Here is a 24,334-nt window from a genome sequence, read left to right as displayed (position 1 = left end):
TGGATACCGCACCATGACCCAAGACACCTCCACCCCCACTCAGGCGCCAAGCCTTGATCACATCCCTGCCGACCCGGCAAAAAGTCCGGGCCCCGGTGGCCGCTACCAGGCGATCTTCGCGCTGGCCGGCAAATCCTTCTTCCCCATTGCCTTCCTCGCACGGCTGCCCCTGGCCATGCTCACGGTCGGGGCGCTCACCCTCATTACCGAGGTTTCCGGGTCCTACGCGCTGGGCGGCTTCGCCGCCGGCGGCGTCGGCATCGGGTCCGCGATCGGTGCCCCGCTGCTCGGGTACCTGGCGGACCGGATCGGACAGCGTCCGGTTCTCCTGGGCACCGCCGTCGGAAATCCCGTCGCCATCGGCCTGTTCCTCCTGTCCGCGGCGCTCCTGGACCCGTCCGACGCACCGTTCTGGATGCTTGCGGCCGCACTGTTCATGGGCGCTTCCTGCCCGCAGGTCGGCCCCATGGCACGAGTCCGCTGGATGGCCATGACCTCCCGCCGCCCGCAGGGCCGCGAGATGGACACCGCCCTGGCCTACGAAGGCACCGCGGACGAACTGACCTTCGTGCTCGGCCCGGCCCTCGTGGGCCTGCTTGCCGCCGCCGTCGCCCCTTGGCTGCCGCTTGCGCTGGCGGCAGTGCTGACCGCGAGCATGGTGACCGCCTTCGCCGTCCACCACACCGTGGAACACGTTGTCCCCACCTCACGCCGCCCGAAGATCTCCCGCAAGGGAGCAGTGCAGGGCGCTCCGGTACCGGAAGCACCGGCCCCGCAGGTACGTCCGCAGTGGCTGCTGATCATGGTTCCGGTGCTCGGCATGGTGGCCATGGGCTCGTTCTTCGGATCCACCCAGACCAGCCTCACGGCGTTTGCCGGCAGCTTCGACATGGCCACGTCCGCTGGCCTGATCTACGCGGCCATGGCTTTGAGTTCCGCCGTTGCCGCCCTGTCCGTTGCCTTCTGGCCCGAGCGTTTCGGCACCGCCGGCCGCTGGGTCCTGTGCGCCGCAGCGATGCTGGCATTTACCCTGCTCCTGTTCCTGCCCTCCAGCATCGGCACCATGGTTGTGGTGCTGATGATCCTGGGTCTCCCCGTGGGGCCGACCATGGTCAGCATTTTCGGCATCGGCGCCATTGTGGCCCCGCGCGAACTGATGGGTACCGTGATGACCATGCTGGCCAGCGGCGTCGTCACCGGCACGGCGCTGGGTTCCTCCGTCGCCGGCCGGCTGGCGGACTCCTACGGCCACAGCCACGCCTTCATTGTTCCGACCGCCTCGGCGGCAGCACTGCTGCTGCTGAGCCTGTTCGCCGTCCGCGCCGCCCGGAAGCGGACGGCCGCCTGAACCGACGGCCGCCGGAACGGCTGGCAGGTGTTGGCTGGGCCACGGTTGGCCTAGTATCGAATAAGCAGGCCAGAGCATGACAAAGGAGATACACCATGGGAAATACCGAAAAGGAAGCCGGCCAGGGGGACCAGTCGAAGACGGGTTCGCAGGGCGGCCCCGAAGGCACCATCCCCCAGAGCGAGGACGGTATCGCTGCCGCGAGCACCGAAGAAGCCTCGAACTTTGAACCCGAAGAGGATGAAGCGGCCGACGACGGCAAGTAGCCTTCCCTGGCTTAACCAAAAAGGGTCGGTCCCGCGGGACCGATCCTTTTTGGTTAAGCCATGCCTGCTTAGCCGAGGCTGGGCGCGTGCTGCGGCGGCGCCGGAATGTAGATGTTGCCGGTGGTGACGCCTTCGCCGGTGACGGGGTCATTGGCCGTAAACGCGTCCGACGACGGCGCGGTGCCGGGTCCGTCCAGCACCATCGCTTCGGAAGCCAGGGAGCGCAGCGCCACCGCTACTTCGTGGGCCTCCGGGCGGGCGTCCACCAGGCGGGAGGTCATGGCGCGCAGGACGGCGGTCCAGTCGGCACCGACCCACTCCGGAATCTCGGGGTCGCGGAGCAGCCGTGCCACGGCCGATTCCACGATCGGTCCGGGGAACGCCTTTTCCCCGGTGAGGCACTCCAGGAGCACCAGGCCGAGAGAGTAGACATCGGTGCGCGGATCCACGGCGGAGCCCTGGGCCTGTTCCGGGCTCAGGTAATTCGCGGTCCCGATGGTGGCACCGTGGGCGGTCGCCATGGTGGCTTCCATCATCCGGGCAATCCCGAAGTCCGTGAGCCGCGGATACAGACGGGTATCCATATCCTCCTGCGGGAACAGCAGGATGTTCGCGGGTTTCACATCGCGGTGGATGACCCCGTTGCTGTGGATGTAGTTCAGGGCGTCCGCCAGGTCGGCACCCAGTGCTGCCGTTGCCGAGGAGGAGAGCGGACCTTCCTTGAGCGTCCCGCGCAGGTCGGGTCCGTCCACGAGTTCCATCACCAGGAAGCTGGAGCTGCGTCCCTCGTCGTCCACAGTGACACCGGCATCCAGCAGGGTGACCAGTCCGGGATGGTTCAGCGTAGCCAGCAGTTGCATCTCCGTCTGCTGGCGGCGGTCTTCGTCGTCCTCGCTGACCCCCACGCTGAAAAGCTTGACGGCTACTTCCCGGCCAAGGTTCTCATCCACCGCCCGGTAGACCGCGGCAGTACCGCCCGAGCCGATGAGTTCGGTGGTGCGGTAGCGGTGGCCCAGGAGTACATCCACGGGTGTCCTCCCTCGGGGGATAAATGATGTCAAGCCGAAATAAATCAGCAGGCTGATTATGCTGAGGCTAGCCCGCCGACCCTTCCATCGTAGCCCGCGCAGATGCATGTCGGCGGGACAGTCCGGCTCTGTGATGAAGCTGTAACCCGTGCAGGGCGGGCTACCGGCCCAGGAATTCCACGGCAGCGGTCTTGAACGCCCGCGACGTCACGGCGTTGGTGTGGGTGCGGGCCGGCAGCGAGAGGAGCTCGGCCTGCCCGCTCAGGGCCGCCAGGTCCGGTGCCGTCACCGCCAGGTCGTCCCGGTCTCCGGCCACCAGGAGCAGCGGCATGGCCGGAACCGCAGCCGCGGGGGAGAAGGGCTCCTCCTTGATGGCTTCGATCATCCGGAACAGGGCGGCCAGGTCATTTCCGGGGACCAGCTGTGCCATCCGCAGCAGTTCGGCGGTGCGCGGGTCCTCCACGGGTGCCCCGCCCGCAGCTGCCTGCCGGGCGGCGTCGAGGTCGAACTCCGCCAGCGGGTCCCCGCTTCCGGGCCCTCCCAGCACCATGCGGTGCACGAGCTCGGGCTGGGTCGCGCCGAATTCCCAGGCGAGGCGGGAACCGAGGGAATACCCCACAATGTCCAGGCCACTGGCCGGGTCGCCGTCGGCAAGCGGGACGACGCCGGCGTCCTGGAGGACCTGCAGCAGGTCCGCGCGGATGCGGCTGGGGCGGTAGGAGTCGCGGTCCGCCGGGGCGGCGCTGCCGCCGTGGCCGGGCAGGTCCACGGCGATGACCCGGCGGCCGGCGGCGGTCAGCGCCGTGATCCAGCCTGAATCGTGCCAGTTCAGCTGCGAGCTGGAGGCAAAGCCGTGCAGCAGCAGCACCGGGCGCAGCGCTCCGGCGCCCGCGGCGGCGCCCGTTCCGCCGTCGGGATCGGTCACCTCGACCTGCAGGCGCGGATCGGTGCCCTCCACCAGGGAGCCGTAGTCGGCCACTGTTTAGTCCTCGTCCAGTGCAGCGGTCAGACGGACACGGCGGCGTGCCGGAGCCTCCTGCGGCACGGTGCCCACGATGCCGGCGGTGTTGTCCGGAACCTCGAAGACGATGAGCGGTTCGCCCACGTTGATGGTTTCACCCGGCTCGCCGTAGGTGCGGGCCACGCGTCCGGCCTGCGGGGAGGGCAGCTCCACCGCTGATTTGGTGGTTTCCACCTCGACCAGCGGCTGGTTGCGTTCCACCTGGTCGCCCACGGACACCAGCCACTCCAGCACGGTGGCTTCGATCAGGCCTTCGCCGAGGTCGGGAAGGGGGAAGGGGATTTCAGCCACGCCGGTACTCCAATACTCGCTGGATCCCGAACAGGATGCGGTCGATGTTCGGGATGTATTCATCTTCAAGGTCGCCTGAGGGATACGGTACGTCGAATCCCGTGACCCGCCCAACCGGAGCGCGCAGGGTATCGAAGCAGCGCTCCGTGATCAGGGCGGCCACTTCGGCGCCGAGGCCGGAGGTCAGCGGTGCTTCATGGACGACGACGGCGCGCCGGGTCCGGGCCACGGAAGCGGCCAGGCCCTCGGCGTCGATCGGCTTGAGCCAGCGCAGGTCCAGGACCTCCACCTCGATGCCGTCCTCAGCGGCCAGCTCGGCCACCTGCAGGCAGCGGGCCACCATGGCACCCCACGCCACCAGCGTGACGTGCCTGCCCGGACGGACCACCTTGGCGCCCTGCAGGGGGCCGGCGTCGTCCAGGAACACATCGCCCTTCTGCCAGTAGCGGGACTTCGGTTCCATGAAAATCACCGGATCCGGAACGGCCACGGCGTGTTTCAGCAGGTGGTAGGCCTCGTGCGGGCTGGACGGGGAAACCACTTTCAGGCCCGGCACGTGCGCGAACAGCGCCTCCAGCGACTCCCCGTGGTGCTCGGGGGCGCGGATGCCGCCGAAGCTCGGTACGCGCAGGGTGACCGGCATGGGCATGGTGCCGCGGCTGCGGTAGTTCATCCGGGCCAGCTGGGTGACAATCTGGTTCACGGCGGGGTAGGCGAAGCCGTCAAACTGCACCTCGGGGATCGGACGGAACCCGGCCATGGCCAGCCCCACGGACATGCCGAGGATGCCGGATTCCGCCAGCGGGGTATCGAAGACGCGGTCGGCGCCGAAGCGCTGCTGCAGGCCGTCCGTGATGCGGAAGACGCCGCCGAGCCGCCCCACGTCCTCGCCCAGGACCACCGCCCGGGGATCCTCCGCCAGGGTTTCGGCCAAGGCACGGTTCAGGGCACCCTGCATCGAGAGGTTTTCCACCCGGCCTTCGCCCGCCTCCGGGGACAAAACCGCCGCGGACTGTTCCTGCGCGGCGGCTTCGCCGGTGTTCCGGGCAGCCGCTTCCAGGTCGGAGGACGCCACGGCGTCGCTGAGCTGCTCAGACATGTTCGGATTCCTCCCGCCAGGCGCGTGCCTGGGCTTGAAGTGCGTCGGTGGGCTCGGCAAAAACGAAGTCGAACATTTCGGATCCGGGGCGCGGGCCGAGTGCCATAACCCCCTCGCGGATGCGGTCTGCGTTGGCGTTGGCGTCCTGCAGCGCGGAGTCCAGGAACGCGGCGTCGGCTATCCCGTCGGCGAGCAGCCGGTCCGCCAGCAGCCGGACGGGGTCTGCGCCCTCGTCCCGCCGTTCCTCCGCCAAGCTGCGGTACCTGCCGGGATCGTCGCTGGTGGAGTGCGGGCCGCGGCGGTAGGTCATGGCCTCGATCAGCACCGGCCCGTGTCCGGACCGGGCGTGCGCGGCGGCTTCACGGGTGGCCTGGACGACGGCGGCGGCGTCGTTGCCGTCGACCGTGATGGCCTTGATGCCGTACCCGGCTGCACGGGCGGCGACGGTTCCGCCGGCCACCTGCGCCTCGGTGGGCAGCGAGATGGCCCAGCCGTTGTTCTGGACGAAGAAGATGACCGGCGCCTTGAGGACTCCGACGAAGTTCATGGCCTCATGGACGTCGCCCTGGGAGCTGGCGCCGTCGCCGAAGTAGGTCAGGGCCACGCCGGGGTTCCCGGCGAGGGTCTGTCCGTGCGCCCAGCCCACGGCGTGCAGCACGGACCCGCCGACCACTGCCTGGATGGGTGCGAGCCGGGTCTGCACCGGGTTGTAGAGGCCGCCGTGCCAGCTGGCCTTGTGGGTGGACATGTAGGCGGTCATGTCCACGCCCATGGTCAGCGCCACGCCCATTTCCCGGTAGGTGGGGAAAACGAAGTCGTGCTCGGGATCCATGGCGAAGGCGCTGCCCACCTGGGCGGCCTCCTGGCCCAGTTCCGGGGCGTAACCGGGGATGATGCCCTGGCGCTGCCAGGCGATCGCGGCGAGGTCCAGCTGCCGGACGGCGGTGACCAGACGGTACAGCTCCCGGAGTTCCTCCGCCGGCAGGGCCGCTGGTTGCAGATTATTGTCCATAGTCCGCAATTTAGTGCTTCACGCCACAGTGGGCAAACAGCGTGCAGAACATGACACATTCTGTACAAATGTGTCGGTCAGCCGCCCTCTCTGCTACGCAGTTTGCGCATCCGGGGAAGGGCCCGGCCGGGACCCGGTGCGCCTATTCGGCCGGTGTGCCGGACGCTGCACGCCCCTTGGCGGCGGTGCGCCGCTCGAAGGACCAGGCCAGCAGCACCAGTACGGTGCTGAGGGCCGCCGTCGCCAGCAGCTGGACGCGGACGTCGGGGTCGAAGAACCCGAGGACCACGATGCCCGCCAGCAGCGCCAGCGCGAAGTAGGAGAGCCAGGGGAAGGCCCACATCTTGAACGTGAGTTCGACGCCGGCGGCCTCCGCGCGCCGCCGCAGGATGATCTGGGAAACGATGGAGATGCCCCAGACCACCAGGCAGGTGGAGCCGACCGTGTTGAGCAGGATCATCAGCACGGTGTCGGGGTAGAGGTAGTTCAGCACCACGGCAATGAAGCCGAACACCACGGAGGCCAGCACCGCCCGCCGCGGCACTCCGCCGGAGCCCAGCCGGCCCAGGGCCCCCGGTGCCCGGCCGCGCTCAGCCAGGGAGTAGATCATCCGGGACGCGCCGTACAGGTTGGCGTTCATGGCGGACAGCAGGGCGATGACAATGACCACCGCCATGACGGTGTCCGCGCCGGGCACCTGCGCTGCGTGCAGGACGGCCACGAACGGCCCGGTGCTGAGTGCTTCGCTGTCCCAGGGCAGGACGGTGACCATCACCAGGACCGAACCGATGTAGAAGACGAGGATCCGCCAGATCACCGAGTTGATGGCCCCGGCAATGTTCTTGGACGGCTCCTCGGTGTCCGCGGCGGCGATGGTGATGATCTCGGTGCCGCCGAAGGCGAACACCACCAGCAGCAGTCCGGAGGCCACGCCGGTCAGTCCGTTGGGCATAAAGCCGCCGTTATGGAAGAGGTTGGAGGTGCCGGGGGACTCGACGCCGGGAAGCAGGCCGGCCACGAAGGCGACGCCGACGCCCAGGAAGATGATGATGGCCGCGACCTTCAGGATGGCGAACCAGTACTCGAATTCGCCCAGGCTGGCAGCTCCGGCCAGGTTGACCCCGGTGAACACGATGATGAACGCCAGCGCCAGCACCCACTGCTCGACGCCGGGAACCAGGGAGGCCACGATGGCCGCGGCCGCCGTGGCTTCGGCGGCAATGACGATGACTATCTGGAACCACCACATCCAGCCCACCGTGGTGCCGGCCGTGCGCCCCAGGGCTTTCTCCGCATACACGGAAAACGCGCCGCTGCTAGGGTCGGCCGCTGCCATTTCGCCCATCATGCGCATGATGAGGATCACCATGGTTCCGGCGATCAGGAAGGAAATCAGCACCGCGGGTCCGGCCGCCGCGATGCCTTCGCCGGAGCCTACGAAGAGGCCGGTGCCGATGGCACTGCCCAGGCTCATCAGGACGAGGTGCCTGGGCTGCATCTTCTTCGCGCCGGACGGTTCCCCGGCCGGAAGTGCAGTATCAGTGCTGGACGGGCGGGCGGAACTGGGCATAGCGGGAGGGGCCTTAGAACGAACGGATTGGCTGGCTGTACAGCCGCCGGCTGGCAGGTAAGCCGCCGCGGGACTGTATACCGGATTCCATCTTAAGGCCGTTTTGTGTCTGCCCGGTTCCGGCCGGCTGCACCGCTGGCTATACAATTTGTACACTGCCTGTGCTTAGTCCCCTGAAAGGACCCCATGCCCACCGACGCGCTGGACGCCCGTATTGTCACCCTGTTCACCGACAACCCCCGGATGTCGGTGCTGGAGGCCTCGCGCCGGCTGTCGGTTGCCCGGGCCACCGTGCAGGCACGCCTGGACCGGATGCAGGAGACCGGAGTGATTGCCGGATGGGGTCCGCGGATCGACGCCGAGGCCCTGGGGTACGACGTCGTGGCGTACTGCTCGCTCACCATCCGCCAGGACACCGGCCACGACGCGGTGGTCGCCGCGCTGTCCCGCATTCCGGAAATCCAGGAGGTCCACACCGTCTCGGGGGAGAGCGACCTGCTGGCCCGGGTGGCAGCGCGGTCCAATTCGGATCTGCAGCGGGTCATCGACGCCATTGTCTCCACCAACACCGTCCTGCGGACCTCTTCCGTGATTGTGCTCAACACGCACTTCCAGGGACGGATGCTGCCGCTGCTGCATGCCGCCGCGGACACCGGGATCTGAGCCGCGCGCTTAGTCCTCCAGGCTGGCCAGGACCTTGTCCGTCAGTTCCTTCAGCTGTTCCAGTTCCGTGCTGTCCAGGGCGGGGGTCAGCAGCTCATGGATCCCGCGCACGTGGATGCGGCCCAGGCGGCGCTGGACCGCCCGTCCCTCCTCGGTCAGTGAGAGTTCCACACCGCGCTGGTCGTTCTCGGCGGGCCGGCGCTGCACCAGGCCACGGGCCTGGAGCCGGTCCACCATCCGGCTCAGGCTGGGCTGGCTGATGAGCAGGTGTTCATTGAGCTCATTGAGCCGGATCCAGCCGCCGGGGCAGCGCGTCAGGTTGAACAGGACGTCGTACTCCCGCATGGTCAGGTCCCGGAACTCCGGATCCCGCTGCAGCCGACGCATAACGCCTACCTGGACGCGGAACAGCGATTCCCACGCTTCCGCTGCCTGTTTCGCCGTGGCGTCATTCGTTGAGTGCATTGTTCCAGCCTACTGAACCGCGGGGTCCGACGCGGCAGCATCCCTGGCCGCCACGCGCGCGGCGTGGGTGGGGCCCTCGGGAACGTCCGCCGGGCGGCGGGCATCGAATTCCTTCCGCAGCTCCGGCAGCACGTATTCGCCGAAGAGGTCCAGCTGCTCCAGGACCGTCTTCAGCGGCAGCCCGGCATGGTCGATCAGGAACAGCTGGCGCTGGTAGTCGCCGAAGTACTCCTGGAAACTCAGGGTCTTCTCCAGCACCTCCTGCGGGCTGCCGACGGTCAGCGGTGTCTGGGCGGTGAAGTCCTCCATGGACGGACCGTGGCCGTAGACGGGCGCATTGTCGAAGTACGGGCGGAACTCGTTGACGGCGTCCTGGGAGTTCTTCCGCATAAAGAACTGTCCGCCCAGTCCCACAACGGCCTGGTCGGCGCGGCCGTGGCCGTAGTGTTCGTAGCGCTCGCGGTACAGGCCGATCAGCTGCATGTAGTGCTCCTTCGGCCAGAAGATGTTGTTGGCGAAGAAGCCGTCCCCGAAGTACGCGGCAATCTCCGCCACCTGCGGCGTGCGGATGGAACCGTGCCAGACGAAGGGGGCGACGCCGTCGAGCGGCCGGGGCGTGGCAGTGAAGTTGTGCAGCGGGGTGCGGAATTTGCCCTCCCAGTTCACCGTCTCCTTGTCCCAGAGCTGGCGCAGGAGGTTGTAGTTCTCCACGGTCAGTTCCACCGAGTCCTGCGGATCCTTGCCGAACCAGGGGTAGACCGGGGCGGTATTGCCGCGTCCCAGCACCAGGTCCACCCGGCCGTCGGCCAGGTGCTGGAGCATGGCGAAGTCCTCGGCAATCTTCACCGGGTCATTCGTGGTGATCAGCGTGGTGGTGGTGGAGAGGATGATCCGCTCGGTCTGCGCGGCGATGTAGCCCAGCAGTGTGGTGGGGGAGCTGGCGTAGAAGGGCGGGTTGTGGTGCTCGCCGGTGGCGTAGACGTCCATGCCGATCTCTTCGACCTTGCGGGCGATGGCCACCGCTGCCTTGATCCGCTCAGCTTCGGTGGGGAGTTTCCCGGTGACGGGGTCCCGGGTGATGTCGCTGACGCTGAATACGCCGATCTGCATGGTGTCCTCCGGATGTTCGGGTGTTTCTTAAAGTATATGCATACGCATGCACTTCCCCTCAACGGCCGCCGGCATTCTTTCATTCCCGGCGGCTGCCCGGCCTGCTAGGCCCCGGCAGCCGCCCCGGCGGTTTCCTTCCGCTGCTGCCGCTTCTCGCGGGCCCCCTCCACCAGGCGGTAAAGCACCGGTACCAGGATCAGCGTCAGGGCGGTGGAGGAGATCAGCCCGCCGATCACCACAATGGCCAGCGGGCGGGAGATGAAGCCGCCCTCCCCGGTCACGCCCAGCGCCATCGGGGTGAGGGCGAAGACGGTGGCCAGCGCGGTCATGAGGATGGGGCGCAGGCGCTGGCGGGCGCCGCGGAAAATGGCGTCCTCCACATTCATGCCCGGTTCGCTGCCCCGCGGCTGCCGGTACTGGTTGATCAGGTCCATCAGGACAATCGCGTTGGTCACCACAATGCCCACCAGCATCAGCATGCCGACCAGGGACGGCAGGCCCAGCGGAACGCCGGTGAGCAGCAGCAGCAGGATGGCGCCGGTGGCCGCGAACGGAATGGAGACCAGCAGGATCAGCGGCTGCAGCAGCGACTTGAAGGTGGCGACCATGATCACGTAGACAATGGCAATCGCCGCCAGCAGGGCCAGGCCCAGCTGGGTGAAGGACTCGTTCTGCTGGGTGGCGGCGCCGCTGAGTTCGGCGGTCACGCTGGCGGGCAGGTCCACGTCGGCCAGCCGGTTCTGGACTTCGGTGATGGTCGCGCCCAGGTTGTCCCCGTCCGGGGAGACGGAGACGACGGCGGTGCGCTCGCCACCGGAGGAGGAGACCGACGTCGGCACCTCCACCTCTTCCACCGTGGCCAGGGAGCTCAGCGGCACCGAGCCGGTGCCGGCGGGCACGGAAATGCTGTTCAGCTGCTCCAGCGACGTGATGGGGGTGCCCTCGCCGATGAGTACCTGGAGGTCATCGGTGCCCAGCCGTACCGATCCGGCCGGCAGCGGGCTGATGGTGGAAGCCACCAGGCCGGCAATCTGCTGCTCGTTCAGGCCGGCGGCAACTGCCTTGGCGCGGTCAATGCTGATCTGCACCACGGGCTGGGAGGAGGACAGGTTGCTGCTCGCCTCCGCAACGCCCGGCAGATCGGACATGGCCTCCACCAGGGCGTCACTGGCCGGCTGCAGGTCGGCCGGATCCCCGGCAGAGAGGGAAATGTCCACCGTGTTGGAGGTGCCGAAGCCGCCGCCGGTGCTGCCCAGGGTGACTTCGCCGGCGTCGTCGGCGACGTCCTCAAGCGCGGACCGCACGGTGTCCCGCAGTGCCACCTGGTCCACGCCTTCCTCGGTGATGACGGTGAAGTTGGCCACCGAGGAGCCGCCGCCGGTGAAGGCTCCGAGCCCGGACGTGGAGGTGCCCATGGTGACCTGGACGTCCTTGACGCCCTCGGTGCCGCCCAGGATGTCCTCCACCTCGGCGGCGGCCTCGGACGTCCGTTCGAGGGACGTGCCCGCGGGCAGCTCCTGCCGCACGCTGAAGGTGTTCTGTCCCGTGTCGCCCAGCAGGTTGGTGGGCAGCAGCGGGGTCATTGCCGCGGTCGCGACGAGGATGATCAGCCCGGCGGTCACCGTGTAGACGGGGTGGCGCTGGGTGGTGCGCAGGATCGGCAGGTAGCCGCGCTGCAGGAGGGTCCGCGACTCGCGTTCCTCGGCCTCGGCACGGTAGGCCGCCGGATCGGCGACCGGCGGGGAGGACTTCAGGAACCAGTAGGCCAGCACCGGGACAATCGTCAGCGACACCAGCAGGGAGGCCAGCAGGGCGAGCGTTGTGGTCACCGCGAAGGGGCGGAACAGCTCGCCCGCCAGGCCGCCGACAAAGGCGATGGGTGCAAACACCGCCACAGTGGTGAGGGTCGACGCCGTTACGGCGCCGGCGACCTCGCGGACGGCCGTCAGGATGGCACTGCGTTTGTCCTCGCCGTAGCCGAGGTGCCGCTTGATGTTCTCGATCACCACAATGGAGTCATCCACGACGCGGCCGATGGCGATGGTCAGCGCACCGAGGGTGAGGATGTTCAGGGAGTATCCGAAGGCGAGCAGCCCAATGAAGGTCACCAGCAGCGACAGCGGAATGGACACGGCCGTGACCAGGGTGGAGCGCAGGGAGAGCAGGAAGACCAGGATCACCAGGACGGCGAAGCCGAGGCCGAGCAGTCCCTCCGTGGTGAGGTCGGAAATGGATTTCTCGATGAAGGGGGCCTGGTCGAAGATGACCGTGAAAACTGCGCCGTTGCCCAGTTCGTCCTGGAGTGCGGGCAGCAGGTCCATGACTTCGTGGGAAATGCCGACCGTGTCCCCGGCCGGGGTCTTGGTGATGGACACGGCCAGGGTGGCTTCGCCGTTGGTCCGGGTGATGGAGCTGGATTCATCCTCCGTGATGTCCACCGATGCCACGTCGCCGATGGTGACCGGAGTGCTGCCCGGCGTCGACTGGCTGGATTCGACCGGCAGGCCGGAGATCTTCTCGAGGCTGTCCAGCGGCGCGCCCACCTGGATCGAGAGGGTGCGGCCGTCTTCGTCGACCGTGCCGGCAGGCAGCAGGTCTCCGCTGTTTTCCAGTGCGTCGACGATGGCCGTGGGGGTGACGCCTGCGGCGGCCAGAGCTGCGTTGTCGGGCAGGATGGCCACGTGGCGGGTGGAGCCGCCCGTCACCTCGGCCGTGCGGACACCTTCGATCTTCTGCAGGCGCGGGACCGTCAGCCGCTGCAGATCCGCGTTGAGCTCGGCCAGCGGTTCATCCGAGGACACCGCAAGGTAGACAATCGGGAAATCGCTGATGCTTCCGGCCAGCGACTGCGGATTGGCATCGTCGGGAAGCAGCTGGCGGGAGTTGGAAATGGCCCGGTCCACCTGCCCGCGTGCCCGGTCCAGGTCGGTTCCGTAGGCGAAGGTCAGGCTGATCGTGGAGATCCCGGACCGGGACGTCGCCGAGGAGGACTCGAGGCCTTCGACGGCGGTGAGGGCGCCTTCCAGCGGTTCGCTGATCTGGGCATCCACCACCTCGGGGGAAGCCCCGGGCAGTGCCGTGATGACGCTGATCTGCGGAAACTCCAGTGACGGGATCAGTTCCTGCTTCAGGGAGCTCATTGAAATGACCCCGAAAACCGCCACGAAAACCGTGATCAGGGCAATGAGCGCCCGGTTGGAGAGGGACAGCTTGGCCAAACGGTCCATGATCCTGCCTTAGGAAGGGCGAACTGGAGTTGGAAGACGCCCGCAGCGCCGGCGTCGTAAAGCCTGTCGCGGCGCAGGCCCGCCGGAAGGGGAACATGCGCCGCGGCTACTGCAGGTGCTAGGAAAGTCCCAGGACCTTGGTGGTGTCGGCTTCGATCTCCGCCGCCAGCTGCTCGTTCTCGTTGAGCTTCACGCCGTAGCCCGGGATCATTTCCTTGATCTTCGGTTCCCAGCCGCCGAACTGGCGGGGGAAGGCGCGCTTGAGCAGGTTGATCATGATGGGCGGTGCCGTGGAAGCGCCGGGGGAGGCCCCGAGCAGGGCGCCGATGGAGCCGTCCGCGGCGGTGATGAGTTCGGTGCCGAACTGCAGCACGCCGCCCTTCTTCGGGTCCTTCTTGATGACCTGGACACGCTGGCCCGCGGTGATGAGGTCCCAGCCTTCGGTCTTCGCGGACGGCATGAATTCCTGCAGCGCCTGCGTTTTGCCTTCACGGGTCTTCATCACCTCGGTGACGAGGTACTTGACGAGGCTCATGTTGTCCTTGGCCACACCCAGCATCGGCACGAGGTTGGACGGGCGGACCGAAAGCGGCAGGTCCAGGTAGGAACCGGTCTTCAGGAACTTCGGGGAGAAGCCGCCGTACGGGCCGAACAGCAGGGAACGCTGGCCGTTGACGAATCGGGTGTCCAGGTGCGGGACCGACATGGGCGGTGCACCGACGGAGGCCTGCCCGTACACCTTCGCGTTGTGGCGCGAAATGATGGATTCGTCCGTGGAGCGCAGGAACTGGCCGGAGACGGGGAAGCCGCCGAAGCCCTTCCCCTCGGGGATGCCGGAGGCCTGGAGTAGGTGCAGGGCTCCGCCGCCGCCGCCGATGAAGACGAAGCGGGCGGAAACGGTGCTGGTGGTGCCGGCTGCCAGGTCCTTGACCCGAACCTCCCAGCCGCCGGTGGAGGAACGCGACACATTGCCGACCTCGTGGCGGAAGTTCATGTTCACGCCGTTGGCACCGAGGTAGTTGGTCAGTTCGCGGGTCAGCGCACCGAAGTCGACGTCGGTGCCGCCGGCAACGCGCGAGGCGGCAACGCGCTGGGACGGGTCGCGGCCTTCCATGATCAGGGGGGCCCATTCGGCCAGCTTGGCCGGGTCCTCGGAGAACTCCATGGTCTTGAACAGGGGCTGGGCGCTCAGCGACTCGTAGCGGCGGCGCAGGTACTCCGAATGCGCGTCACCCCAGACGAAGCTCATGTGCGGCAGCGGATTGATGAAGCTGTTGGAGATGTGGCCGGAAGACACCAGATGCGACCAGAACTGCCGGGAAACCTGGAACTGCTCGTTGATGCCCACCGCCTTCGCCGGGTCAACGGAGCCGTCGGCCGCGGCCGGGCTGTAGTTGAGCTCGCAGAGTGCGGCATGGCCGGTTCCCGCGTTGTTCCACGGGTCGGAGCTTTCCAGCCCCGCGCGGTCGAGGCGCTCGTAGAGGGAGATGTCCCAGTCTGGCTGGAGCTGCTTCAGGAACGCCCCGAGGGTCGCGCTCATGATGCCGCCGCCGATCAGCAGTACATCAGTTTTCGTTGCGGACTTATCCGCCGGGCTATTAGCAGTCAACTTGTTCTCCAGTCGCGTGGGCGCTAGCCCTAGAAGCGTATCCCCGACCACATGTCTTCCTAAAATTATCGCTTGCCCCGGCGTCCCGGCGGGAGGGGGAGCTGCCAACCGCTGACCGGGGACGGGCGGCCTCAGCTGTCCGTCAGGGTGATCCGGTTGAAGACTTCGTGCAGGACGGGGCTGGTGGGATAGCCGCCCACCCGGGGGGAGAGCGCCAAGGCGGAGATGGGGAAAGCGAGGGGGACAGCCGGCACCCGTTCTGAAATCCGATCGGAGATCGCTTGGTAGGCGTCCGTCTGTTCCTGGCCTTCGGCGAGGGTCCGTGCTTTTTCGATGCCAGTGAAGACCTCGGGGTCATTGTAGGAAAATTCGGCGGTATAGCGGCCGAACAGGGTTCCCACAAAGTTGTCCCCGGCCTCGTAGCTTCCGGCAAGCCCGAGCAGGTGGAAGGCCCGGTCCTCCTTGCCCTGCACCCTGTCGAGGTAGCCCTGGGACCAGTCCACGGGGACCGGGCGGATATTGAATCCGGCGGCGGTGAGCTGGCTGCTGAGCCGGGCGTAGACCTTTTCCGGTGTGGGCAGGTAGCTGCGGGTCACGCGGCGCGGATAGTAGAACGGCAGTTCACGGCCGTCGTAGCCGGCTTCCTTGAGCAGCTCGCGGGCCTTGTCGACGTCGTACCCGTAGCTGGTAATGCTGTCGGAGGTCAGGCCGAGCTTTTCCGGGAGGAACTGGTTGGCGGCCTTGGTGCCGTTCAGGAACAGACCCTCCAGGACGGCCGGCTTGTCGATGGCGTGGGCAACCGCCCGGCGGATCAGGACGTTGTCCAGACCGGGGAAGTTGGTGTTGATGCCCAGATAGAGGATGGAATACGGGTCCCGTTGCTGGATCTGCAGGCCGTTGCGGGCCAGGTCGCCGACGTCGTTGACGGTCACCAGGTCGTAGCCGTCCACGTCCCCCTTCTTCAGGGCACGAAGCCGGCCTTCGGGGCTGGAGATGGTCCGGAAGACGACGGTTCCGATCTGTCCGGCCTCGCCCCAGTACTCCGGGTAGGCGGCCAGCTCAACGGTGTCCTCGTTCCAGCCGACAAAGCGGAACGGACCGGTGCCCACCGGGGCGACACCGTAGCCGGAAACCTTCCGCCCGTTGCGTTCCTGGGTCAGGGCATCGGCGGCGGCGTCCGTGAGGGCCTTCGGCGACGACATGGCGAAGGCCGGAGCGGCAAGGGCGGGGATGAAGCTGTCCAGTGGCTCAGTGAGCTCCACCCGCACCGTGTATTCGTCCTCAACCACGCATTCCCGGTAGACCGCGGTCTTCGGGGTGTCCGAGAACCCGCGGAAAACCGACCGGTACATCAGGGAATCGCTGCGCACGGATTCCGGCAGGGTGTACCAGCGCTCGAAGTTCCGGCGTACGGCTTCGGCGTTGAACGGCTCGCCGTCGTGGAAGGTGACGTCGCGGCGCAGTTCAAAGGTGTAGGTCCTGCGGTCCTCGGACTTGGTCCAGCTCTTCGCCAGCAGCGGCGTCGGGGCGGAGGTCAGGGGGTCCACGCCCACCAGTCCTTCCAGCACCTGGCGCGTGACGCGGTAGGACTCGGTGTCCGTGGCCAGGGCGGGGTCCAGGGTTACCGGGCGTGCCGCCGCCGCAAAGACGAACCGGCCCCGGGGACCGGCCGGTCCGGTGGCCGCAGGGGCCGGGGACGGGGAATCATCCGCTGCTTCCGCCGTGCAGCCGGCGAGCATAAAGGCCGCGGCCACGGCGCTCGCACGGATAACGGAACGGCGGGAAAGGGCGGGGGTCTCGGTGCCGGGCTGGGCGCTGCCGGATTTGACGGTCCCGGATTTGGCTCTGCCGGACTTGGGCACGGTGATACTCCTCCGGGACGCTCCATCCCTCATTTTTCGGTGATTCTTCATTCTAAATGATTAAAAACCGGTAAACAGCCGTGAGACACGCGTCACAAGGGGCAAGAGTGGGGCAGGATGGGGAAATGACTGATTTGACCACTGATTCGCCCCTGCTCGAGGTGAGCAACCTCGCCGTTAATTTCCGGACCATGGAGGGAGAAGTCCCCGCCGTCCGCAACGCCGGTTTTTCCCTCCCGGCCGGCAAGACGCTGGCCATTGTGGGGGAGTCCGGCTCCGGAAAGTCCACTACCGCAATGGCCGTTATCGGGCTGCTGCCGGGTAACGGCAAGGTCGCCTCGGGCAGCATCCGCTTCGACGGGCAGGAACTGGTGGGCCTTCCGGAGTCCAAGATGCGGGCCATCCGCGGGCGTTCCATCGGACTGGTTCCGCAGGATCCCATGTCCAACCTCAACCCGGTCACCAAGATCGGCACCCAGGTTGCCGAAACCCTGCTGGTCCACGGCATGGCGACCTCCAAGGATGTGGACCGGAAGGTCGTAGAGGTCCTCACCGCGGCGGGGTTGCCCAATGCCGCCGAACGTGCCAAGCAGTACCCGCATGAGTTCTCCGGCGGCATGCGCCAGCGTGCCCTGATTGCCATTGGCCTGGCGTGCCGCCCGCGGCTGCTGATCGCCGACGAACCCACCAGTGCCCTGGACGTCACGGTCCAGCGGACCATCCTGGATCAGATTGACCGGATGACCGAGGAGCTCGGGTCTTCCGTCCTGCTGATTACCCATGACCTGGGGCTCGCCGCCGAGCGTGCCTCCGAACTGGTGGTGATGCACCGCGGCGAGGTGGTGGAAACCGGTCCCGCCCGCCAGCTGCTGGAGGATCCGCAGCACCCGTACACCCAGTCCCTGGTCCGTGCCGCCCCCAGCGTGGCGGCCGTGCGGCTCAGCCCCGGTGCCTTTGCCGGCCATGCCGCGCCGAAGGGCGGAGCGACCGCCGGGCCGTCGGAGACCCTGGCTGCCGAGCCCGCCGCGGCGGAGCCGGATAACATCGTGGAGTTCCGCGACCTCACCAAGGTCTTCAAGATCCGCGGCCGTTCCGATGATTTCTATGCCGCGAAGAATGTCACCCTGGACATTCCGCGCGGCCGCACCGTGGCGATTGTGGGGGAGTCCGGTTCCGGCAAGACCACCACCGCGCGGATGCTGCTGAAACTGATTGAACCCACCAGCGGAACCATGACCTTTGACGGCATGGACGTCGCCACCCTGGACAAGGTCCAGCTGCGCGAGTTCCGGCAGCGGGTGCAGCCGATCTTCCAGGACCCGTATTCCTCGCTGGACCCGATGTACACCATCGAACGGATCCTGGAGGAGCCGCTCAAGACCTACCGCCGCGGCGACAAGGCAGAGCGCCGCCGTCGGGTGCTGGAACTGATGGAGCAGGTGGCGCTGCCGACGGAGATGCTGCACCGCTACCCCGCGGAGCTCTCGGGCGGGCAGCGGCAGCGTGTGGCCATCGCCCGTGCCCTGGCGCTGAAGCCGGAGCTGATTGTCTGCGACGAGCCGGTCTCGGCCCTGGACGTCCTGGTACAGGCGCAGATCCTCCAGCTGCTCGGGGACCTGCAGCGCGAGTTCGGTCTCAGCTACCTCTTTATCTCCCATGACCTGGCGGTGGTCCGGCTGATTTCCGACTACGTGTGCGTTATGAAGGACGGCGAACTGGTGGAGGCCGCTACCTCGGAGGAAGTCTTCTCCAACCCGCGCCACCCCTACACGCGGAAGCTCCTGGCATCCATCCCGGGCAACGAGCTCAATATCGACAGCGAGCTGGCCTCCTAATGACGGGCGGCTCAGTGCAGGCGGGCGCCGAAGCGGAACTGGAAGCCGAACTGCGGGAGCTGTTGTCCGTCCGGAACCGGGAGGACATGGCGCCGACCATTGCTGCGCTGCTCGAGGTCCATCACCGGCACCCGGGCAACCCCCGGGTGCTCTATGAAGTCGGCGGCGCCTATGACACCGCCGGCGAAGAGGAAACGGCTGCCGGATTCTACGAACAGGCGCTGGCGCTGGGACTGGAGGGGGACGTGCTGCGGCGCTGCTACCTCCAGTACGGCAGCACTCTCCGGCTGCTCGGGCGCACCGAGGAGTCCCTGGCGGTGTTTGCCGGCGCCCGGCGTGCCTTCCCCGGGTCGGTGTCGCTGGGCGTCTTCGAGGCACTGAGCCTGCATGCCGCGGGCAAGGCGAACACGGCGCTCGCCGGTCTGCTGGTCCTGCTCGCGGAGAATGTCTCCTCGGAGGACCTGGAGCGGTATCTGCCGGCACTGCACGGCAACGCGGATTACCTGGCGTCACTCGACGGGGACGGCGACGACGGCGGTACCGGTCGCGCCTGAACGCACAGGATTGCTGCCGGGCCGGAAACGCCCGGTGCACCAACACAGAAGGGCCTTCCCTGGAATTCCAGGGAAGGCCCTTCTGCTGTTTGCAGCGGCATGCCGCTCCCGGTTACTTCCGCCGGGTCTTGGGATCCAGCGCCTCGCGCAGGGACTCGCCCAGCAGGGTGAAGCCAAGCGCGGTCACCGCAATGCAGATACCCGGCAGGAAGGCTAGCTGCGGAGCCACACCCAGTTCGGCCTGGGCGTAGGTCAGCATCCGGCCCCACTCGGCGGTCTGCGGCAGGCCGCCGCCGAGCCCCAGGAAGGACAGCGCAGCGGCGTCAATGACCGCCGTCGCCAGGGTCAGGGTCGCCTGGACAATCACCGGGCCCATGCTGTTGGGCAGCAGGTGGCTCATGGTGATGGTGCGCCGGCTCAGCCCCAGCGTCTGGGCGGACAGGATGTAGTCCGCGCTGCGCTGGGAAATCATCGACGAGCGCAGGAGCCGGGCAAAGATGGGCACCTGTGAGACACCGATGGCGATCATGACGGCGGCGGCATTCTGTCCCAGCAGGGCCGCGATGCTCACGGCCAGCAGCAGGTTCGGAACCGAGAGCAGGATGTCGACGAAGCGCATGATCACGCTGTCCACCCAGCCGCCCAGGCCGCCGGCAATGACGCCGAGCAGCACGCCGCCGGCCAGGCCGAGAGCGGTGGAGACAACACCGATGATCAGGGACGCCCGTGCACCCCAGAGAAGTTTGGAAAGGACGTCGCCGCCGAACCGGTCCAGGCCCAGGGGATAGCCGTCAATGTCGCCCGGACCGGGAATGCTGGTCGGGGTGATGTTGGTGCGGCCGGGCAGGTCGTTGCCGCCGTACGGGGCAAGCAGCGGGGCGAGGATGGAGACCAGGATGAACAGACCCACAATGACGGCGCCGGCAATGGCCGCCGGGTTGCGGCGCAGCCGGCGGAAGGCGTCTTTCCACATGCCGCTGCCGGTGGCCGGCTTCGCTGTGGGAGCCCCTTCGGGGAGGACGGACCCGCCCGCTGCGGGAGGCAGAGTAGTACTCACTGGACACGCACCCTTGGATCGATGAAGCCGTAGGACACATCAACGATCAGGTTGATCAGTGAGTAGGCCACGGCGATGAAGACAATGAATCCCTGCAGGACGGGATAGTCGAGGGCGAAAATCGCGTCCCTCAGGAACCTCCCGATGCCGCTGAAGGCGAAGACCGTCTCCGTCAGCACTGCACCGGAAATCAGCAGGCCCGTCTGCAGGCCGATAGTGGTGGTCACCGGCAGCATGGCGTTGCGCAGCACAAACCGGCCGCGGATGGTCTTTTCCATCAGACCCTTGGCCCGGGCGGTGCGGACGTAGTCAGCGCCCTGGACCTCCAGGACCGAGGCCCGGGTGATGCGCACGATGATTGCCAGCGGAATGGTGCCCAGCGCGATGGCGGGAAGCACCAGGTGCAGGATGGCGTCCCAGGACGCGTCCCATTCCCGGGTGAGGAGCCCGTCCAGGACGTAGAAGTCGGTGACGTGTGTGGCGTTGATGCGTGGATCCTGGCGCCCGTCGGTGGGGAACCAGCCCAGCTGGATGGCCAGTACCCACTTGAGGATGAAGGCCAGGAAGAACACGGGGACGGTGATGCCGATCAGGGACAGCACCACGGAGGAGTGGTCCCAGAAGCGTCCGTAGTGGCTGGCTGCGAGATAACCCAGCGGAATACCGATGCCGATCGCGAAAATGAGGGCGACAACGGCCAGCTCCACCGTGGCGGGGAAGCGGGTGGCGAACTCCTCGAGCACGGGGCGTCCGGTGACGATGGAGGTGCCGAAGTCTCCCTGGAGGAGTTTGCCGACGTAGGTGAAGTACTGCTCGATCAGGGGGCGGTCGAATCCGTAGGCCTTGTTGATGTTGGCGATGGCTTCCGGGGACGCCTTGTCGCCGAGCAACGCGGTTGCCGGGCCGCCGGGCAGGTTGCGGACCCACAGGAACAGCAGGATCGAGAGGCCGATCAGGGTGGGGATCAGCATAAGAAGGCGTTTGCCGATGACTCGTAGCACGAGTGTCCTTTCCCAGCGGGAGGCTGGAGGATCTGGGGAGGAAAAGACGAGGCGCGTAGGAGGCCGGGAACCCCGCGGGGTCCCCGGCCTCAGCGGGGTGTTACTTGGTGAGCTTGATGTCGCTGAAGACTTCGTCGCTCACCGGGCTGGCCGGGTAGGACTCCACCCGTTCGGAGAACGCGAGCGACGGTGCCGGGTGGGCCAGCGGAACGGCCGGCACGAACTTGGCGATGTCCTCATTGATCTGCTCGTAGAGCGGGGTCTGCTCTTCGAGGGTGGAAACCTGGCGGGCCTCTTCGAGGGCGGCGAAGATCTCCGGGTTGTTGAAGCCGAACTCCGGCTTTTCCTGACCGAAGAACACGCCTACGAAGTTGTCCGTGTCGTTGTAGTCACCCGTCCAGCCCAGCAGGTGCAGGCCGTGGTCCGACCCTGCCTGGACCCGGTCCAGATAATCCGGGGACCACTTGTTCGGCTGCTCGTTGACCGTGATGCCTACCTCGCCCAGCTGGGCGCTCAGGTTGGTGAAGACCTGCTCGGGGGTGGGCATGTACGGACGGGAGACGCCGGTGGGGTAGTTGAAGTCCACGCTGAAGCCGTCCGGGTAGCCGGCCTCTGCCAGCAGAGCCTTGGCCTTCTCGGGGTCGTACTCATACGTGGTGACGTCTTCGTTGTAGCCGTTGACGACGTCGGGAATGAACTGGGTGGCCACCTTGGTGCCCTCGGGCAGGGTCTGGCTGACCAGGGCTTCCTTGTCGATGGCATGGGCGATGGCCTGGCGGACCTTGGGATCAGCCAGCTCCTTCACCTGCTGGTTCATGCCCAGGTAGAGGATGGTGAAGGGATCGCGGGGGACCACCTTGAACCCGGCGTCGGCCAGGGACTGGGTGTCGGCCGGGGCCACGAGGTCGTAGCCGTCAATGTCGCCGGATTCCAGGGACTGGCGGCGGGCCTGCGGATCGTCGATCACGCGGAAGATGATGTCGGTGACCTGGGGTTCGCCGCCGCCCCAGTAGTCCTCGTTCGCCGAGAGGGTGATCTGGTTGCCCACATCCCAGCCGTCGAACTTGTAGGGACCGGTGCCGGTCGGGTGGCCCTTGGCGTATTCGGTCAGCTCCGGGGCTTCGGCCGTGCCGGAGGACTCGTTGGCGCCGAATTCCTCCAGGGCCGCCGGGCTCTGCATGCTGAAGGCAGGCAGCGAGAGGGCTGCAACGAAGCCGGCGAACGGCTTGTTCAGGGTGACCACGGCCTGGGAATCCGAGGAGGCTTCGCAGGACTTGTAGGTGGCGGCTTCGGGGTTGTCGGAGAATCCCTTGAAGAGCATGCCGTAGTAGTAGGCCTGGCTTTCGGCCTGCTGGATGCCGCTGAAGTTGTACCAGCGGTCGAAGTTGGCGCAGACGGCTTCGGCGTTGAAATCGGTGCCGTCATGGAACTTGACGCCTTCTTCGAGTTCGAAGGTGTAGGTCATGCCGTCTTCGGAAGACTCCCATGACTTCGCCAGCAGGGGTGCCGGGTCCGCGGTGCCGGGCTCGGTGCCGACAAGACCCTCGAACATCTGGCGGCTGACGCGGAAGGTTTCGCCGTCGGAGGCGAAGGCCGGGTCAAGGGACTTCGGGTCGGACGAGGCGGCAAACACAAAGGTGCCGTCCACGCCCTCGGAGCCGCTGTCGGCCCCTTCCTCGCGGTTGCTTTGGGCGCAGCCGGAGAGCACGAGTGCGCTCAGGGCAAGGCCGGCGGTAAGGGCGGACGCGCGGTTTTTCGCGGACCGGCCTTTCCGGACGCTGTCTGCTGGGAACATGTTTTGGGTACTCCTCAAGGGCGGATAAACGCTAAGCGAGTGGTGCCTGCGGCCGGAAAGCCGGCCCGGATGCGTCCTTTGGACACAAACGTATGGACAGAGCCTAATGGGGAAGTGTTTCTGTTACGTGACATTGATCACCGTCGGCGTGGTCACGATTTGGTCACGTCCCCGGGCGGGAGGTGATTTATCCGGGCACGAAAAAAGCCCCGGTCCGAAGACCGGGGCTTTTACTATTCAGTGCGCGAGGAGGGACTTGAACCCACACGTCCGAAGACACTGGAACCTAAATCCAGCGCGTCTACCAATTCCGCCACTCGCGCCGTTTTCCCTGCCGGCTTTTCGGCCGGCTGCGGGAAACCGGTTTTAGTCTACCCGAGGTTAGTCAAGCCCCAGATCACGACGGAGCTTGGCCACGTGCCCGGTGGCTTTGACGTTGTACTGGGCGACGGAGACCTTGCCCTCGGGGTCCACCACCACGGTGGATCGGATCAGTCCTTCATAGGTGCGGCCGTAGTTCTTCTTCTCGCCCCACGCGCCATAGGCCTCGGCCACCGCGTGGTCCGCGTCGGAGAGCAGCGGGAAGTTCAGGTTTTCGGAGGCCGCGAACTTTTCCAGCTTTTCCACCGGGTCGGGGGAGATGCCCAGGACGGTGTAGCCGGCGCCTTTGAGGCTGTTCAGGTTGTCACGGAAGTCGCAGGCCTCCTTGGTGCAGCCCGGGGTTGCCGCAGCCGGGTAGAAGTAGACGATGGTGCTGCTGCCGCGCAGATCCGCCAATGACACGGTGGTTCCGTCTGCGGCGGGAAGGACGAATTCCGGTGCGGTTTCGTCTGGGCTAAGGCGGGGCATGAAGGTCTCTCCTTGGTCTCGATTTCGCGGCCGGGTGCGTCAAAACGCGACATTCCCACGCGCGGTGGCTATCCTAGACTGTGGATCGGCACGCAATCAGCAAACTTACTGTTTGCGCGGGATCCGAAGCCTAGAGGAAGAGTTTTATTTTATGCCGGATATGGAGCGCTGGCCCACCGGTCGCCTGTTGTCGACAGCCGCCCGCCTTGTAGAGCACGCCTGGAACGAGCGGTTGGTCAGTATTGGACTGACCCACGCAGGCGTCATCGCGTTGGGTGTCCTTGAAACGCAGGGACCCATGACGCAGGCCCGCCTGGCCCAGCTTGTGCGCGTTCAGGCGCAGACCATGGGCAAAACCCTGGCCCGCCTCGAAACCCACGGGCACGTCAGCCGGGTGCGTAATGACCTGGACAAGCGCAGCCACATGGTGACCATCACAGCCCAGGGCACCGAGGCCCTGCACGAAGCGCAGAACATCGAGCGGACACTGCTTGACGGCGGTGAGCTGCTGTCCGAGGCGCTGCGAAGCCAGCTGCGGAAGGTCATCAGCGAGCTGGGCAGCCCGCGCTGGCAGGTCGCCGTCGACGTGCCGGGCCTTCCGATTCCGCCCGAAAGCATGATCCTGCCGGAGCCGGCGGAAGCAACGGAAACCGCATCGGAGAGCCGCTGACT

At 66.8% G+C, this 24,334-nt stretch carries 21 protein-coding genes and 1 tRNA gene; 6 read left to right on the top strand and 16 right to left on the bottom strand.

Annotated features, from left to right (window positions below):
• Positions 1-13 precede the first annotated feature (13 nt).
• On the top strand, positions 14-1,348 hold the full coding sequence (locus tag N2K95_RS10900; protein ID WP_260651573.1) for an MFS transporter: 1,335 nt from the start codon (positions 14-16) through the stop codon (positions 1,346-1,348).
• 95 nt (positions 1,349-1,443) lie between these two features.
• On the top strand, positions 1,444-1,614 hold the full coding sequence (locus tag N2K95_RS10895; protein WP_255789884.1) for a hypothetical protein: 171 nt from the start codon (positions 1,444-1,446) through the stop codon (positions 1,612-1,614).
• A 68-nt stretch (positions 1,615-1,682) separates the two neighbouring features.
• Here the strand turns inward: N2K95_RS10895 and N2K95_RS10890 are convergent, their stop codons facing one another.
• The 6 genes from N2K95_RS10890 to N2K95_RS10865 form a co-directional block, all read right to left on the bottom strand.
• Positions 1,683-2,642 (bottom strand): serine/threonine-protein kinase, encoded by a 960-nt coding sequence (locus N2K95_RS10890; RefSeq protein ID WP_260651572.1) that lies wholly within the window; start codon positions 2,640-2,642, stop codon positions 1,683-1,685.
• Positions 2,643-2,802: 160 nt separating this feature from the next.
• The gene (locus N2K95_RS10885) at positions 2,803-3,621 is read right to left on the bottom strand and encodes an alpha/beta fold hydrolase (RefSeq protein WP_260651571.1); all 819 of its coding nucleotides are present in this window, start codon (positions 3,619-3,621) and stop codon (positions 2,803-2,805) included.
• A gap of 3 nt (positions 3,622-3,624) precedes the next feature.
• The gene (locus N2K95_RS10880) at positions 3,625-3,954 is read right to left on the bottom strand and encodes a biotin/lipoyl-containing protein (RefSeq protein ID WP_227918229.1); all 330 of its coding nucleotides are present in this window, start codon (positions 3,952-3,954) and stop codon (positions 3,625-3,627) included.
• Positions 3,947-4,912: an alpha-ketoacid dehydrogenase subunit beta gene (locus tag N2K95_RS10875; protein ID WP_255790883.1), complete on the bottom strand. Its 966-nt coding sequence runs from the start codon at positions 4,910-4,912 to the stop codon at positions 3,947-3,949. The genes N2K95_RS10880 and N2K95_RS10875 overlap by 8 nt, the downstream gene beginning before the upstream one ends.
• Positions 4,913-5,045: 133 nt before the next feature.
• Positions 5,046-6,065: a thiamine pyrophosphate-dependent enzyme gene (locus tag N2K95_RS10870; RefSeq protein WP_260651570.1), complete on the bottom strand. Its 1,020-nt coding sequence runs from the start codon at positions 6,063-6,065 to the stop codon at positions 5,046-5,048.
• 142 nt (positions 6,066-6,207) lie between these two features.
• Positions 6,208-7,635 (bottom strand): amino acid permease, encoded by a 1,428-nt coding sequence (locus N2K95_RS10865; protein ID WP_260651569.1) that lies wholly within the window; start codon positions 7,633-7,635, stop codon positions 6,208-6,210.
• Between the two features lie 186 nt (positions 7,636-7,821).
• On the opposite strand from N2K95_RS10865, the gene N2K95_RS10860 reads away from it, so the two are divergent.
• Positions 7,822-8,298, top strand: coding sequence for an Lrp/AsnC family transcriptional regulator (locus N2K95_RS10860; RefSeq protein ID WP_260651568.1), 477 nt, complete (start codon positions 7,822-7,824; stop codon positions 8,296-8,298).
• A gap of 9 nt (positions 8,299-8,307) precedes the next feature.
• Here N2K95_RS10860 and N2K95_RS10855 read toward each other — a convergent pair whose 3' ends face one another.
• From N2K95_RS10855 to N2K95_RS10835, 5 genes are all read right to left on the bottom strand, one after another.
• Entirely contained in the window at positions 8,308-8,763 is a 456-nt protein-coding gene (locus tag N2K95_RS10855) for a MarR family winged helix-turn-helix transcriptional regulator (RefSeq protein WP_260651567.1), read from the bottom strand.
• Positions 8,764-8,772: 9 nt separating this feature from the next.
• Complete coding sequence (locus N2K95_RS10850) at positions 8,773-9,873, bottom strand: LLM class flavin-dependent oxidoreductase (RefSeq protein ID WP_260651566.1); 1,101 nt, start codon at positions 9,871-9,873, stop codon at positions 8,773-8,775.
• A 104-nt stretch (positions 9,874-9,977) separates the two neighbouring features.
• On the bottom strand, positions 9,978-13,100 hold the full coding sequence (locus tag N2K95_RS10845; protein ID WP_260651565.1) for an efflux RND transporter permease subunit: 3,123 nt from the start codon (positions 13,098-13,100) through the stop codon (positions 9,978-9,980).
• 118 nt (positions 13,101-13,218) lie between these two features.
• A complete protein-coding gene (locus N2K95_RS10840) occupies positions 13,219-14,709 on the bottom strand; it encodes a malate:quinone oxidoreductase (protein ID WP_260651564.1) in 1,491 nt (496 codons plus the stop codon).
• Between the two features lie 131 nt (positions 14,710-14,840).
• Entirely contained in the window at positions 14,841-16,571 is a 1,731-nt protein-coding gene (locus tag N2K95_RS10835) for an ABC transporter substrate-binding protein (RefSeq protein WP_260651563.1), read from the bottom strand.
• A gap of 125 nt (positions 16,572-16,696) precedes the next feature.
• Between N2K95_RS10835 and N2K95_RS10830 the strand changes: the two genes are divergently transcribed.
• Together N2K95_RS10830 and N2K95_RS10825 are read left to right on the top strand one after the other, a co-directional pair.
• Positions 16,697-18,406, top strand: a complete 1,710-nt coding sequence (locus N2K95_RS10830; RefSeq protein WP_260651562.1) for an ABC transporter ATP-binding protein — start codon at positions 16,697-16,699, stop codon at positions 18,404-18,406.
• Positions 18,406-18,960 carry a tetratricopeptide repeat protein gene (locus N2K95_RS10825; protein ID WP_260651561.1) on the top strand — a complete coding sequence of 185 codons (555 nt, stop codon included), beginning with the start codon at positions 18,406-18,408 and terminating at the stop codon, positions 18,958-18,960. The genes N2K95_RS10830 and N2K95_RS10825 overlap by 1 nt, the downstream gene beginning before the upstream one ends.
• A 112-nt stretch (positions 18,961-19,072) precedes the next feature.
• Here N2K95_RS10825 and N2K95_RS10820 read toward each other — a convergent pair whose 3' ends face one another.
• From N2K95_RS10820 to bcp, 5 genes are all read right to left on the bottom strand, one after another.
• Positions 19,073-20,017: an ABC transporter permease gene (locus N2K95_RS10820; RefSeq protein ID WP_407079896.1), complete on the bottom strand. Its 945-nt coding sequence runs from the start codon at positions 20,015-20,017 to the stop codon at positions 19,073-19,075.
• Positions 20,014-21,018 carry an ABC transporter permease gene (locus tag N2K95_RS10815; RefSeq protein ID WP_255789866.1) on the bottom strand — a complete coding sequence of 335 codons (1,005 nt, stop codon included), beginning with the start codon at positions 21,016-21,018 and terminating at the stop codon, positions 20,014-20,016. Before N2K95_RS10815 ends, N2K95_RS10820 begins: the two co-directional genes overlap by 4 nt.
• Before the next feature lie 100 nt (positions 21,019-21,118).
• Positions 21,119-22,813 (bottom strand): ABC transporter substrate-binding protein, encoded by a 1,695-nt coding sequence (locus N2K95_RS10810; RefSeq protein ID WP_260651560.1) that lies wholly within the window; start codon positions 22,811-22,813, stop codon positions 21,119-21,121.
• 241 nt (positions 22,814-23,054) lie between these two features.
• A tRNA-Leu gene (locus tag N2K95_RS10805) sits at positions 23,055-23,136 on the bottom strand.
• Between the two features lie 58 nt (positions 23,137-23,194).
• Positions 23,195-23,662 (bottom strand): thioredoxin-dependent thiol peroxidase, encoded by a 468-nt coding sequence (bcp, locus tag N2K95_RS10800; RefSeq protein WP_260651559.1) that lies wholly within the window; start codon positions 23,660-23,662, stop codon positions 23,195-23,197.
• A gap of 151 nt (positions 23,663-23,813) precedes the next feature.
• Between bcp and N2K95_RS10795 the strand changes: the two genes are divergently transcribed.
• The gene (locus N2K95_RS10795) at positions 23,814-24,332 is read left to right on the top strand and encodes a MarR family winged helix-turn-helix transcriptional regulator (protein ID WP_260651558.1); all 519 of its coding nucleotides are present in this window, start codon (positions 23,814-23,816) and stop codon (positions 24,330-24,332) included.
• Positions 24,333-24,334: the final 2 nt, after the last annotated feature.

Source organism: Arthrobacter zhaoxinii, assembly GCF_025244925.1.
Classification (GTDB): Bacteria; Actinomycetota; Actinomycetes; order Actinomycetales; family Micrococcaceae; genus Arthrobacter_B; species Arthrobacter_B zhaoxinii.
Note: the sequence above shows the minus strand (reverse complement) of the source record. Positions and strands in the feature narration are given on the sequence as shown.